Origin of the sequence: Methanosarcina sp. WWM596, from assembly GCF_000969965.1 — an archaeon.
Taxonomy (GTDB): Archaea; Halobacteriota; Methanosarcinia; order Methanosarcinales; family Methanosarcinaceae; genus Methanosarcina.
On the sequence record NZ_CP009503.1, the window covers coordinates 3,434,404 to 3,448,962 of the forward strand.

11 protein-coding genes are annotated in these 14,559 nt (G+C 45.5%); 8 read left to right on the forward strand and 3 right to left on the reverse strand.

The features are described 5' to 3' along the window. Positions 1-290: 290 nt before the first annotated feature. The 3 genes from MSWHS_RS15115 to MSWHS_RS15125 all read left to right on the forward strand — a co-directional run bounded on the left by MSWHS_RS15115 (position 291) and on the right by MSWHS_RS15125 (position 6,177). A complete protein-coding gene (locus MSWHS_RS15115) occupies positions 291-3,101 on the forward strand; it encodes an ATPase, T2SS/T4P/T4SS family (protein ID WP_231585470.1) in 2,811 nt (936 codons plus the stop codon). A 12-nt stretch (positions 3,102-3,113) separates the two neighbouring features. Further along, entirely contained in the window at positions 3,114-5,048 is a 1,935-nt protein-coding gene (locus MSWHS_RS15120; RefSeq protein ID WP_048159344.1) for a hypothetical protein, read from the forward strand. A gap of 895 nt (positions 5,049-5,943) precedes the next feature. Next, positions 5,944-6,177 carry a hypothetical protein gene (locus MSWHS_RS15125; RefSeq protein ID WP_197073958.1) on the forward strand — a complete coding sequence of 78 codons (234 nt, stop codon included), beginning with the start codon at positions 5,944-5,946 and terminating at the stop codon, positions 6,175-6,177. A 15-nt stretch (positions 6,178-6,192) separates the two neighbouring features. Here the strand turns inward: MSWHS_RS15125 and MSWHS_RS15130 are convergent, their stop codons facing one another. Next, positions 6,193-6,840, reverse strand: coding sequence for a histidinol phosphate phosphatase domain-containing protein (locus MSWHS_RS15130; protein ID WP_048128858.1), 648 nt, complete (start codon positions 6,838-6,840; stop codon positions 6,193-6,195). 138 nt (positions 6,841-6,978) lie between these two features. Beyond that, positions 6,979-7,824, reverse strand: coding sequence for a 23S rRNA (uridine(2552)-2'-O)-methyltransferase (locus MSWHS_RS15135; RefSeq protein ID WP_048128857.1), 846 nt, complete (start codon positions 7,822-7,824; stop codon positions 6,979-6,981). Positions 7,825-8,121: 297 nt separating this feature from the next. Here MSWHS_RS15135 and MSWHS_RS15140 point away from each other — a divergent pair, with 297 nt between their 5' ends. Beyond that, positions 8,122-8,346, forward strand: coding sequence for a hypothetical protein (locus MSWHS_RS15140; protein WP_048159346.1), 225 nt, complete (start codon positions 8,122-8,124; stop codon positions 8,344-8,346). A gap of 411 nt (positions 8,347-8,757) precedes the next feature. Here MSWHS_RS15140 and MSWHS_RS15145 read toward each other — a convergent pair whose 3' ends face one another. Then, on the reverse strand, positions 8,758-9,801 hold the full coding sequence (locus MSWHS_RS15145; RefSeq protein WP_048128853.1) for a Vms1/Ankzf1 family peptidyl-tRNA hydrolase: 1,044 nt from the start codon (positions 9,799-9,801) through the stop codon (positions 8,758-8,760). A gap of 366 nt (positions 9,802-10,167) precedes the next feature. Between MSWHS_RS15145 and coaBC the strand changes: the two genes are divergently transcribed. The 4 genes from coaBC (at position 10,168) to MSWHS_RS15165 (ending at position 14,118) form a co-directional block, all read left to right on the forward strand. Further along, the gene (coaBC, locus tag MSWHS_RS15150) at positions 10,168-11,415 is read left to right on the forward strand and encodes a bifunctional phosphopantothenoylcysteine decarboxylase/phosphopantothenate--cysteine ligase CoaBC (protein WP_082088246.1); all 1,248 of its coding nucleotides are present in this window, start codon (positions 10,168-10,170) and stop codon (positions 11,413-11,415) included. Between the two features lie 202 nt (positions 11,416-11,617). Continuing rightward, the gene (locus MSWHS_RS15155; protein ID WP_048128851.1) at positions 11,618-12,520 is read left to right on the forward strand and encodes a pantoate kinase; all 903 of its coding nucleotides are present in this window, start codon (positions 11,618-11,620) and stop codon (positions 12,518-12,520) included. Positions 12,521-12,650: 130 nt separating this feature from the next. Further along, positions 12,651-13,412, forward strand: coding sequence for a 4-phosphopantoate--beta-alanine ligase (locus MSWHS_RS15160; protein ID WP_048128849.1), 762 nt, complete (start codon positions 12,651-12,653; stop codon positions 13,410-13,412). Between the two features lie 61 nt (positions 13,413-13,473). Next, entirely contained in the window at positions 13,474-14,118 is a 645-nt protein-coding gene (locus MSWHS_RS15165; protein ID WP_048128845.1) for an HD domain-containing protein, read from the forward strand. Positions 14,119-14,559 lie beyond the last annotated feature (441 nt).

Here is a 14,559-nt window from a genome sequence, read left to right on the forward strand (position 1 = left end):
TAGCTCTTTTTGGACGGTGTTCCCAGACAAACTGGCGGAGGCGTTCTATTAATTGTAGATAAAAATCAGGCTTCCCGGGTAAGGGAAGTATTTCTCAAGCAGGTAGAGAAGTTGAATGTCCATTTATTGTATACTCGCGTCTTTTGCACGTGAATAATAAAGCATGGGTGTGTGTTTAACTGGAAGTGTTTTTGTAGAAATTAGTGAACTTCACTCTAAAAAGACGCCAAGGTCCTTTGATAGATAAAGTTTAATACATTAGAAGATAAATTCCAAAGTAATCCGGAGAAATGGGGGTTCAAATTCTGGACATAATGCTAAAACTTCAGGATGCTGCCAGCAGCCTGCAGGATGCTGTTAACAGCCTTAATCAGAGCCTGCTTCATGGTAAAAATAAAGAGAAAGAGGAAACCTGTCCGCACAGGATAAAGCAGACGAAAAACCGAAAAACAATTGTAATCAACTGCAAGGAATGCGAAGCCGGGTCTTCCCTTAATGATCCGCGGTGCAGGGAAAATATCTTCGGCATCCTCCGGAGGGAGGTTCATGCCGATTGTCTTGTACTCTCAAGGCTCTATGAACGGGATTACGAAGGAAAATCCCTCTCCTTGCTTTACGATTTGGCAGGTTTCAAAGGAACCGTTGCTGCTTACAGGAGCATTGAAGTTGTGCCTGAAGCATGTGCCCGTCCCGAAAAAAAGGTGTGCAGCCTTGAGCGAAAAGAGATAATTGCTTCTCTTTCCGAAACCGTGGGAACCGATCCCTTAAAAGCCCGGCTGGAGCTAGGAGAGCTTATCCACAAAAAAAAGGCTGGCAGAGTTCCGGAAACAACTTCAATTTGTCTTGAGTGTTCGGAGTGTTTCTACAGCATCCTGAATGAAATTGAAGAACAAATATCCTGTTTTTCTGAAATCCCGGTTACCAGAATATCGGGTTACTGTCCGGCAGCGGGCTGGTTAGAAAGTAGAAAGGAAAACGGAAAAAGTTTCGAAGGAAAATCAGAGAAAAAGGTAAGGACAACAATTGGTAGAAAATCAGGAAAGAAAATCAAGACCCTTATAAAATATACTCCGGGAGAAATAACTCCTGCTTCTTTATCCAGAAATGTTTCGCTCTCACTTTCCGGGGCTGGAAAAAAACAGGAGAATAATAGACAGAAAAACGAAAGAAAGGAGAATCAGAGACAAGAAAAAGAAATAAAGGAGAACAAAAAGCCAGATGATTATTTTTTCGATTACGAAAGCAGGATCAAATCTCATGTCAGGCCGTCTTTTTCCAGTTCGCGAATTTACACAGAAGCTCCTGAAAATACTGAATTTCTCGAATGCTATGACATAAACGGCAGAGAAGGAAGAAACCTTGAGGTCACCATTTACCGCTACACAGACAGGCCGGAAAGACTTTACATGATCCGGCCTCCCGAGTATAATCTCAGGCAGGAGGAACTCAGGCTCCTTGAGAAAATAAGGAGAAAAATGATCCGGCACAGACCAAAGGACCTCGCCTTTGCAGACCCGAAAGGAGCCAGGGAGTACTTCAAACGCATAGCAAAAGGCCTGCTGGGGGAAGAACTTCTCGAAAGCGGGAAAGCCTGCAGCCCGGGTGAGCTTGAAAGCTATGCCGACCTCCTTGCAAGGTATACGAACGGGCTCGGGATCGTAGAAGACCTCCTTTCCGATGCGAGGATAACGGATGTGTACATTAATGCCCCTGCGGATACAAACCCCGTGCACGTTGTGATGGAAGGGGAGGAATGTACAAGCAACGTCTTTCTTTCGCAGGACGACCTTGACGCCCTGGTCTCAAGGTTCAGGACCATTAGCGGCAGACCATTTGGAGAAGCTGTTCCCGTGCTTGAACTCAACCTTGAAGCTTTCGGGGTGAGGGTATCCGTAATAGGAGATCCACTAAGTGCAAACGGGCTTGCATACGCTTTCCGAAAACACTCCCTGACACCCTGGACCCTGCCGAAACTAATCAATACAGGCTCTATTTCTCCTTTTGCAGCAGGGTTTTTGAGTTTCCTCATGGACGGGCAGGCTTCGGTCCTTGTTGCGGGAGAGGTGGGAGCCGGGAAGACATCTCTTATGACGGCAATGCTACTTGAAATCCCGCAGAAATATAGGATCCTGACAATCGAAGACACCCACGAGCTCCCGACAGAACAGCTCCAGGACCTGGGCTGGAAAGTGCAGGGGATGAGTTCCCACTCTTCGGTTCTGAAGTCCGGAGCGGAAATGAGCCCTGAAACCGCACTTCGGGCTGCTCTTCGGCTTGGAAGTTCTTCTCTGGTGCTGGGAGAGGTAAGGGGGCCAGAGGTGAAAGTACTCTACGAAGCCATGCAGGTAGGGAATGCCGGAAACTCCGTTATAGGGACCATCCACGGCTCATCCGTTGAAAATGTATACGAAAGGGTCGTACACACCCTTGGAGTCCCTCCTGCTTCTTTCAAAGCGACCGACGCAGTGATAATATGCTCAGGCATCAGGCCCGGAGGGAGCATGAAAAAGTTAAAGCGGGTGAGCAGGATTGCAGAGGTAACCGGTACATCGATAGAAGACCCCGAACCTTCCGAGATCTTTACCGATATCATGCATTATGATGCCTCTCGGGACTGCCTGCTTGCAGGAGAGGTGCTCGAACAGGGGCAGTCCGAACTTATAGGAAAGATTGCCCGGAAATGGGGAATTTCCATCGACGGTGCCCTGAAAAATATCGAACTCAGGACAAGGATAAAAGAAAGGATTGCAGCTGAAGGGGATCGCAGGCCGTTCCTGCTCGAAGCTGAAGCCGTAAGCGAGGCAAACAATATGTTCTGGCTGCTTTTGGATTCCATCAAGGCAGGTAACAGAGCTGGCTTTGAAACTGGTCCCGAATCTATCTCAGGAGCCGATTTTGAAGAGCTTTACAGGCAATGGGAAACCTGGTTTGAAAGTTTTTCCTGGGTACGGACCGAAACAGGAAAACAGAGAACAGGAAAACGACTCGCAGAAGAAAAACGACTCGCAGAAGAAAAACGACTCGCAGAAGAAAAACGACTCGCAGAAGAAAAACGACTCGCAGAAGAAATACAGCTGCCAGAAATAAAAATAACTGCCTGAGGGGTCAGGAGCATGGAAGAAAGCAGCTGGTACGTAAGAGCCTGCAAGACCACAGCAAATCAGTGGGGATGGGCTGTCCCTGACCCTGCCTTCAGCCGGAAATGTGAAAAAAGTGTGAGTCCTGAGTACAGAGACGCACTTCGGTTTACCGGTTTTGACCTCGAAGCCTTCGAGACGGTGTTATTTTCTTACGTGGGGACGTTTGCAACCTTAATTTTACTGCTCGTAATAGACCTTTTTCTTCTTTTTTCCAGAAGTTTTGAGCCCAGGACTCTTTTCATTATAGGAACCCTGACCTTCATAATTCCGCTGATAGTCCTCTGCTACCTGAGCGAGTATGTGAAAATAAAGGCAGGTTTTATGAAAATTTCCTCCCTTGGAGATATTCCGGAAATCCTGAGCTATATCATTATGTCAATGAAGCTGGTTCCGAATCTTGAACATGCCGTACTTTTTGCAGCCCGAAACTCAGAGAGGCCGCTTGCCACGGACTTAAAAAAACTGACCTGGGACCTGAATTTGAGGTTCTACAGCAGCATGGACGATGCTCTCCTTTCTTTTGCCGACCTGTGGGGCAGGAACAGCGAATATTTCAAACGTTCCCTGCACCTGATCAAAAGCTCAACTGCCGAGCCCGATGAAGCCCAGAGGGTAATTACTCTGAACCGCGCGCTCGACATCAGCCTTGAAGGCACTGAAACTCTGATGGAGGCTTTTGCGGCAAAGCTGAAGACCCCGAGTTACGTGCTCTATTCAATATTCATCCTGATCCCGCTTGCTCTGGTAGCTCTCCTGCCTGCGGTCACGGTTGTAGGGATGAAACCCGAGATTACGGACCTTGTCCTCCTTTACGATTTTGTATTTCCTGTTCTTGCAGCAGTCTACTCAGAATATATCCTGATGCAGAGGCCTGTTGCCTTTATTCCCAGACAGATCCCGGATTCCCATCCCGACCTTTCGGGCATCATACAAAAAAAGCGGTTTGCCATACTCTCCGGAGCCCTGGTCTGCGTCCTGACAGCTCCTCTGGGATATCTTCTGCTCGTGGCCGGAAATCCGGGAGGAATAGTGTCTACAACTCCTCTTGGGGGCTATCTCCTCCCTGCTCTTCCTTTAGTTGTGGGAAGCACTGCAGGGCTCTCAATCTACCTGTATTTCTCATCCATCCCGTATAAGAAAATAAGAGACAGGATAAAGCAGATGGAGCAGGAATTTGCAGATTCTCTTTTTGTGCTCGGTAGAAGGATTTCGGAAGGAAAAGCCCCGGAAGAAGCCTTTGCCCACACAGCCAGAACAATGGATGGCTCAAAAATCGGGGAAGCCTTTGAGGAAATTTCCATGAACCTGGTCAGCATGAGGACGAACCTCAAAGATGCGATTTTTGATGAAGAATTCGGGGCTTTCAGGCATGTGTATTCGGAAAGAATCCGAAACACAATGCTCCTCTTTACGGAAAGCGTCCATAAAAACCACGAAGCTGCAGGAGCTTCGATAATCAAGCTTGCAGACCACTTAAAAGAGCTCAGTGCAGTCGAAGAGCGCATAAAGAGTTCCCTCTACGACGTTACTTCAACAATGCGTTCTACTGCTGCAATCTTTGCCCCTCTTATCGCAGGAATCACCCTTGCCCTCTCAGAAGTTATTACAAAAATCCTGAACCAGGTAGCTGAAAGGGTAAGCAGGGTACCCGCAGACCTTTCCGGAATGCCTGTAGAAATCAGTCCCGAAAGTTTTTCCCAGTCCATTCCTCCGGACCAGTTTCTGCTTGCAATAGGGGTTTACGTTGTCCTTATCAGTGCCATCCTCACGCGCTTTGCAGGAGCCATAGAATATGGAGGGGATAGGGCACAGCTGAAATACGACCTCGCCTGTATGCTTCCGATTACAGTACTGATCTTTGCGGTCTCAGCTGCTGCTTCAAGGGTTGTTTTCAGTGGGCTGGTGTGAGATTGAGTAAAATAGGCTGGAAAATGGATGGGATATAAGCTGGAATAATCAGGAAGTAGCTGAAAAGATAACGAATAAGGTAATTATTCAGCCACTGATAAAAAAAGTATTTTTTTCAGCAAAATGCTGCAATTCTCATGATAATAGCGGCGTTCCATTGAGCGCTGCTAGAATAGCATCCATGACATTCAGGTCAGTTATTCTGAAAATCTCTTAAAATTTTAGAAATATACAAATCTAGAAAAGCATTTAATATTTATTAACAGATTAAGAGCATGAACAATGGTTTTTCAAGTTATGGTTCTAGTACAAGTCATGCTATCCAAATGATACCTGAAGAATTAATTATTGCAACATTCATAATTTTCTTAATTGTAATTATCTTTATTTTCTATTATAGCAAAAAGAAAAAATGATATTATTTACAATTGGACATTTGGCCGAAATCTCACTTTTCACATATGCCCTTTCAATTATCATACTTGTTCATGCTATCTCATAATCATAATTGTTCATACTATCGTTTTTTCTGAAAACCTTCCTGGTTACTCAAACATGTGTTCTTGAAATACCCTACAATTTTCAACTTTTTGCCTTCATTGATAACTACCAGCACTCATTTCCCGAAATTTCAGTTGAGATAATAACAGAAGTCACATCATAACAGAAGTCACATCACGGAACTGAAATACGACCTCTCCTGCATGCTTACGATTACAATTCTTATCTTTGTGGTATCGACTGCTTCTTCAGGGGTTGTTTCCAGCGAGATGGTGAGATTGAGTAAAATAGGCTGGAAAATGGATGGGAAATAAGCTGGAATAATCAGGAAGTAGCTGAAAAAACAAGAAGGAAGATAGTGGTTTTTCCTTACGAAGCGTATAATTATCACCCAATGAAGGAAGTTCGTATTCAAAAGGACATATCAGATTTTACAGTTCCCGTCACTATAGGTACTGAAGAAAGTGTGGGTGAGGAGTTTAAAATAATCGCTGTGCTGGCAAACGAAAGTGCTCAAGAAGAGTTCGAAAATTATCTTGAAACAGCTACCGTTCGCCATTGGCCAGGGATGAATAATCTTCCAGAAGGCGCTGAAGAATATTGTATAGTTAAAGTAACAAGGAAGTGATATAAGCGTTAGCAATTAAACAATCTCTGCTACCTTCTTTTTTGACGCTTTAAACATTTCTTTTGCCCTGGACTCGGTAAGCCCGGCTCCCATTGCAATTTTCAGGGCGGTTTCATCGGTGATCAGGTTCTCGGGGGCATGGGTATCGGTGTTCAACACAAGCGTTGCCCCGATTTCGAGAGCAAGCCTTGCAACGTGACCGTTAGTCCTGTTGTGCCCGTTCCTTGCAGTGATCTCAAGAAATACATTATTCTCTGCCGCAGTCCGGACGTCATCTTCAGAGATCAGGCCGGGGTGAGCCAGGATATCCACATACTCACAGGCAACTGAAGCTGCATTTGTCCCGGAGGCAACCGGTTCGGCAATTGTTTCCCCATGCACGACTACGATTTCTGCGCCCAGTTCTTTTGCTTTTTTTGCCATGGGAGCAATCTTCCTTGGAGGGACATGCGTCAGCTCGACTCCGGACAGGACACGGATATCCCATTCATTTTCCAGGTACTTTGCTTTCTTTGCAGCATCAAGAAGCTGTTCGAGGTTTGTATAGTCTGCATGGTCGGTAATTGCAATAGCCTCGTAGCCGTGAATAACAGCCCGCCTGACAAGTTCGCTGGGGAGCAACTCCCCGTCGCTGAAAATTGTGTGAGTATGAAGATCAATCAACCGGATCACCGTGTTTAAAAAAACTTAGACTTTTTCCACTGACATATAGATTTTCCCTTGCAGATATATACTTTTCTCATGAGACATATTCCTGACACTTATTAAGAACTTATTCAGTATCATCATGATTCTAAGGATTTATTCGGTTTTCTCAGTATTCCCGGAGTTTTCAGGATTCTCAGTATTCCCGGAGTTTTCAGGATTCTCAGACTTTTCAAGCCTTTCTTCAACATCGGCAAAAGCAAAGTTAGGTTTGACATCCGTTATTTTAATGCAGACTTTTTCTCCGACTTCAACTTCCTTTACGAAGACAACAAACCCTTCAATGAGGACAGCTCCGTCTCCACCTGAACCGAGCTTCTCTATATCCACAACGAATTTGTCTCCTCTCCTGAAAGGGGCCGTAAGGAATTTTTTCCCGATTACGTAGATTTCCGCACTTTGCGACCTTGAAGCTTGCGGGGAATAAGCCTTGACTCGGACAAAATTGTCCCTGACTTTGTCCAGGTAATCGTTGAACATGTCGCCCTGAAAGACCTTGACCACAAAGTTACCTTTTGGTTTGAGAATCTTTTTTGCGCACTCAAGAGCTGAGGTCGTAAGTTCGATTGACCGCGCATGGTCGTAAGACCAGTTTCCTGACAGGTTGGGGGCTGCATCACAGATCACCACATCAGCTCCTTTAGCCCCTACAATCTTGATAATCTTCTGTATTGTCGTGTCTGCGTTTATGTCGCCCACAATGGTCTCGACTCCTTCAATCGGAGTGATCCTCTGCAGGTCCACGCCCAGAACCTTCCCTCCGGACAGCTCTTTTGCAACCTGGAGCCACCCGCCCGGAGCTGCACCCAAATCAACAACCGAGTCTCCACGATTGATTATTTTATGTTTATCATTGATCTGTTTAAGCTTGAAGGAAGCCCTGGACCGGTACCCATCCTCTTTTGCCTGGTGATAATAATAATCTCTTCTATCTCTTGCCATTGCTACCTTCCCTGCACTGAAAGCTCATATAGCTTACGCAAAAATTGTCTCTTCGCTAATCTTAATTTCTGTCAATCAATCCCATAATCATTTGTTGATAAACTCCTGAGTCTTTATTTTTTTGTGACAGCATTGTAAACTTCATATATAGCTGGCCGTAAAGAGCCGGATGAACCTACACCCATAAACCCAATTCCTATTCCGGATGATCCATGGCCATACATACCGCTCGCAGGTGGTTCATCATCAGATCCAATGCGGAGAAATCCACCTGGTTTTGTGATGGAGCTATCGGAATTGCCGAAGGGAAAAAGAAAACCAAAACAATTTACCGGTTACGCTGAAGTCGGTCGTGCGGTGAAAGCTCAGAGAAAAAGAGTGAATGCACTTGAAACATTGGCAGGAACTCTTGGGGGGATCAACCCTGAAGAAAACGACGTCGAGAAGCAGGTCACAGACTCTGCCGACAACAAAAAAACAACTGCAAGAAAGTCAACTGCAAGAACTAAAAGAAGGAGATAAATCACCCAACTTCATCCAGTGGCCAAATTCATGAGTAATAACATTCTGCTCATCATAGTATCCAGGACGTCCATCACTTGCCCAACTTTTACCGCTATTAAATTGTGTCGCAATAGAAGTCATTGGTCCGGGACTAGTCGGTAAAGTATAAGTTAACGCTAAGTATCTATTATCAATCGATCCATAGTATAATTTGTAGGGGGACGATTGATCATTAGAAAACCTGATACTTGAACCTGCCCCATTCCATTCACACTTAGCAAAATATATCGGAAGTGATCACCCCATAGGAAGCGTGGAGTCCATTTTATAGCTAACACTTTCAGACGTCCAATAATATTCGACATATGAGTAGGCTGATGCCGGAGCTTCTTAAGGTACTTAACGGCTACTCTTGAAACTTCTGATTCTTCAGAGCAAATATCTTCTGCAGCTCAAAACCGTTCTCAGGATTTCTTCCCCGCTTATCTTTTCCATCTTAAGATCAGCCGGCTTTTCGATAACCTCAAGGTTCAGAGGGAGGCGCTTCTGGGCTTCTCTTATAAGCTGGGAATCTCCGCTCATGATAACACAGTCTATTCCGGGATTTTCTTCAAGGACTTTTCTCAGGGTTTCAAAGACTTTATCCATATGGTGGGCAATATCCTCTTCCCTGAGGCGTTCGAAACGGCGCTGGGAAAAACCTCCTTTGCTGTGTTTTTCCTTGACGCTGCTCTTGATAAGTTCTTCCGTATCGAAGACCCGGGCATCAGGGGCAAAGCCTATGAAAGACTCACCTGCATGCAGGACAAGGACGAGCATGCGATAGTCGGTGTTCAGGCTTTCCTCAAGGGAGGCGGTTTCAAAGCTGTCTTTAAGATGCCAGGTGGGGAGGGAAACAGGAACTGGGGGGACTATGGCTTCGGAAATCATGCGGTGCAGGTCGTAGAAAAAGACCATGCCAGTTTCAGGGTCAAGCCTATCAAGAAGGGAGCGGGTCTCCTCTTCGATCATGCCAGGGGTTTTTTCGGGAAGAATGGCTGAAAGGCGAGTTCCGGGGGGCAGATAAACGGTTAAAAGGTCATTTGCAGGAGAGTGAAAGGACTTGAGTTTGGAAAGGTAAGCCTTAACAGCCGACTGGCTCAGGGTTTCAATTCCGCGAAACTCCAGCTTGCCCTGGGACTCATTTCTTATCGTTTCAAGTTCGTGGGAAAGGGTATGGGTCCGGACCAGCTCCTGGTTTAAACGGGATTCGGCTTCCTGCCTGTCCGCAACTGCCTGCCTTGCAAGGGCTTCTTTCTTTTTAAGCTGGTTTTTTGCACCCCGAAGGTCAAGTTCGAGTTCAACTATCCTGGAGTTAAGCCTGTCAACCTCAAGTTCCAGCCGGTTTTTTCCGGAGATTTTTCCTAGAATGGTGCCCAAACCTTTTTTTCCATCTACGGTAACTTCTCTTTTTGCAGCTATTTTATCGGTCATCTGCCTTCCTGCCCTTTCTCATAATATCTCATACACTCCAAGAAACTCCCAAAAGCAACTGGACTGTATAATAGTAGCAATACCTTATTAATTATGCGAATTACATAATCGGTCCTTATATTTCGAAAGTTTTAAGAATATCATATTTAATGTCACTGTGATTTCAGGATTTTTTTAAAAAAAGTGAGCTCATTTCCATACTTAATTCTTATCGATTATTTCGGTGCCTGAATGATAAAAACCATTGAAAGAGTCTCAAAAGCGGAGGATCAAATGAATCCTGGCCAGAAAAATCCAGATGTTCCCGGACTTGAACCTGAAAATTCAGGTCAAAATGAACCGGATGGAGTAAAATCAAAGGATTGGATGGACAGGCAAAATCCTGGCCGGTACATGCCTGATAAAATCCACCCTACCCTCTGGATCCAGGGACAGAAGAGTTCTTCCCTTGCCGGAAAAACCATTGCCCTCGGTGTTACCGGGAGTATAGGAGCGGTCAGGGTAGTTGAACTTGCAAGGGAACTGATCCGGAACGGGGCAGAAGTCCACGCAGTCATGACCGGGGCTGCACAGCACATCTTGCACCCTGACGCCCTGCACTATGCTACCGGAAACCCTGTGATTACGGAACTTGGAGGCAGGGTGGAGCACGTGGAATTTTGCGGGTTTAAGGGCAGAGCAGACCTCCTCCTGATAGCGCCGGCAACAGCAAATACCATAGGAAAGATCGCCTGTGGAATCGACGATACTACAGTTACCTCTTTTGCAACAACAGCGCTTGGCTCCGGAATCCCTGTCATGGTTGTCCCTGCAATGCATGAGTCCATGTACAGGCACCCGGCTGTGGTTGAAAATGTAGCAAAATTGAAAGGCTGGGGGATCTCCATGGTGGGCCCCAAGTTCGAAGAAGGCATTGCAAAAATTGCCTCAAACGAAGAAATAGTGCTTGAGGTTGAAAGGGCTCTTGGAAACCGAAGCCTGGAAAACCGGAAAGTGCTTATTACAGGTGGTTCCACTGCTGAAAGCCTTGACCCTATACGTATTCTCACTAACCGGGCTTCCGGAAAGACCGGCAGAGAACTTGCCCTTGAAGCTTACCGCAGCGGAGCTGATGTAACCCTTGTGCACAGGGACAGGCTCAGGCTTGTAGGGATCAGGGAGGTCTTTGCCGAAAGTGCCGCGGAAATGACCGAAGCCGTGCTCTCGGAACTGGATACTGGATATGACGTCCTAATAAGTTCTGCAGCAATTGCAGATTATACAGTTGAGCCTTCTCCGGAGAAGATCAAATCGGGAGGAGAGTTTGCGCTCAAGCTGAAAACCACTCGAAAACTAATAAGGGAATGCAGGGAAAAATACCCTGAACTCGTGATCATAGGTTTTAAAGCCGAAACAGGAGTCGGGAGAGAAGAACTCCTTAAAAGGGCAACTGCAACTCTTGAAGGAACAAAACTCGATATGATTGCAGCAAACGACGTTGGAAAAGGTGGAATGGGTACTGAAGAAAATGAACTTTACCTGCTTGGGAAAGGTGAACCCAGGCACGTCACCGGAAACAAGCGCAAACTTGCAGCTTGTATTCTTGAGGAGGTAGCCGGGATTTTAAACTCATGACAGGTTTTTTGACAAACCTGATCGATTTTGGAAAATTAAGACCAACTAACCGGAGACGGTACAGTACCTGATCTGCTATATCAGCTGATTCTGCAAATTGTCCTGCACAATTTATACAAAACAGAAATTTCCATAAACGGAATTTCTACAAAATGAAAATGAACTCTAAAAAATAGTTTTAACAACAAAAAGGGCGTTTTATATGTATACATACGAGAGTGAAGGGGCAGACTTTTTAGCAAAAGCATATGCTCCAGGGCATATAACAGGTTTTTTTCAGATTCATGAGCATAATGACCCTCACCGCAAGGGATCTACCGGCTGTGGAATTGTTCTGAATGGAGGAGTTACAACCGAGGTAATGGTTGGAAAATCCGTGGAAAAGACCGAGATCTTCCTCAATGGAAAGAGAGTTGAAGGCAGAACCACCCGTACAGTGATTGATATGTTAACCGATGTGCCTTTAAGAGTAAAGAGCTGGGCAGAAATTCCGATTGGGTGCGGGTTTGGAGCCTCGGGAGCAGGAGCACTCGGGGCAGCTTATGCTCTGAACAGGGCGCTTTCCTTAAATAAGACCGCAAAACACCTGACTGAATACGCTCATGTAGCTGAAGTCGTTAACTGCAGCGGACTTGGGGACATTGCTGCTCAGTCCAACGGTGGAGTGGTAATCAGGCTGAAGCCCGGAGGACCTGAATTCGGAAGCATAGACAGAATTCCAGCTCCTGAAGCAAGAGTGTTCTGCATTGCATTAGGGGAGATTTCTACAGACTCTGTCCTGACAGACGAGGTTGCAGCAGGAAGGATTAATGCTGCTGGAAAAATCGCAATGTCTGAACTGCTTAAAAAGCCAACTCTCGAAAACTTTATGCAGCAGGCAAAAGACTTTGCCAACAATACCGGCCTCATGAGCAGTACGGCAAAGGATGTAATTGAGGTTGCACATGCGAGCGGAGGAATGGCTTCCCAGGCAATGCTTGGAGATACGGTTTTTGCAATCGCCCCCTATACCCAGGAATTCCAGCTCTATGAAGCCCTCCAGGAATTCGGGCAGGTTATGGAATATGGCATGAGTACCTGTATACCGAAATTACTTTATGATTGAGCTTCAGGTGGAGCTTTTTATGTTTTGAATATTAATGGAACTAGCAAGTTCAAGTAATGGAATCAGATAAAAAGCATCAGATAACAATTATCAGATAACAATTATCAGATTAAAAAGGTAAGCGACAGATATGACCGATATACCCCCAGATCACCCAAGGTATGAATCCCTGCTCGCCCGTGAAAAGGTTGCAGCCGGGGTAAAGATGGGAATTACAAGTATTCAGGGGCTTATTGCCCAGGGAAGAGGCGAAAGCTTTGACTACCTTATAGGCGAGCGCAGTACGGAAGCTGCTCTGTATGCAGAAAGGGCGGCAGTTGCTGCACTGCTTCTGGCAAAAAACCCTGTTATTTCCGTAAATGGGAATGTTGCAGCTTTGGCTCCTGAAAAAGTCGTTTCCCTGGCAGACATTACCGGAGCTAAGATTGAAGTAAACCTTTTCCACAGGACCGATACCCGGGTACACCTCATAATAGAACATCTGAAGGCCAGTGGAGCTTCAGAGGTGCTTGGAAAAAATCCGGATGCAAGCCTTGAACTCTCCCACGACAGGAGGCTTGTTGACAGTAAGGGAATCTACATTGCAGATGTTGTGCTTGTTCCCCTGGAAGATGGAGACCGCTGTGAGAAACTTGTCAAAATGGGAAAAACTGTCATAACAATTGACCTGAACCCCCTTTCACGGACCTCCAAGACCGCCACAATATCAATTGTGGATAACCTTACAAGGGCTCTTGAAAATATGGCCAAGCTCTCACAGGAAATGAAAAAGGAGAGAAAAGAAGCACTTGTGGAGCTGATAACCACTTATGAAAACAAAAAAACCCTCTCCGAAGCGATTTCCGAAATTCAGGAACACCTCAAGACCCTGGTCGCAGAGATAGAATACTGAAAAAGAACATTGAAAACAAAATACTGAAAATAAAATACCCACCCGAAAGCAGGACACTTACATGGATATTATAGAAAAAACGAGGGAATTTGCGGCTACTTTTCATGAAGGGGAGCCCAGTTCCCATGATATGTCCCACATAACCCGTGTAGAAGCCCTCTGCAAGGAGATCCAGAAAGAAGAAGGAGGAGACCTTGTCACTCTTCAGCTCGCGGCTCTTCTGCATGACGTTGGGGTTATCAAAGAACATGAAGAGGGGGGAGACCATGCCCTCTACAGTGCGGAGATAGCTTCTGAATTCCTGGGAAGGGCAGGCGTCGAAAAAAAGACTGTTGAAGCTGTGACATATTGCATCCTGACTCACAGGTTTAGCGGGGGGAAAATCCCGGAAACAATAGAAGCCAGGATTCTTCAGGATGCCGATCGGCTTGATGCCCTGGGAGCAATTGGAATTTTCAGGTCTATCCTTTCAATGGGAGCTCTCCGGATGCTGAAGCACTTAACAGGAATAGATAAAGGAAGTTCAAAAAAGACTGTCTATGTGCAGGACCCGGTTGAAGGCTTTAACGAATACATGCACTACAAGCCTTTCACTATCCCCGGAAAGCTGAATACCGCTACAGCAAAGAGGATTGCAGAAGAAAGGCTGAAGATAATGAGCCTCTACCTTGAAGCCCTGAACCTGGAAACCGGAGCCGGCAAATAAATTCCCTGCAAGTAAAAAAACCACAAGATAGCTAATTTTAAGGAGTTGGAGCAGAAAAATCCCGGCTGAGTATTTGGAGCAGCAAAATCTTTACGTTCCTGATCACGCTCCAAAAGCCGATTTTTCTTCCGAGACCCTGAAACCTGAAACCTGAAAACTCCAGGCCTTACTAGCCATAAACAATTTATAAAGATTCGCACTGTATAATGACTTGTATTTTATGAAAAATACAGGAGAATTAAGGAGAATTCTCAGGACAACTTTTTTTAGGATAACATCTTAAACTTGAGTCCATTATCTAACGAGTTGCAGTTCAATAAAGTTGAAGTCCAATAAAGTTGAAGTCCAATAAAGTTGAAGTCCAATAAAGTTGAAGTCCAATAAAGTTGAAGTCCAATAAAGTTGAAGTCCAATAAAGTTGCAGTTCAAACCTGACGGATA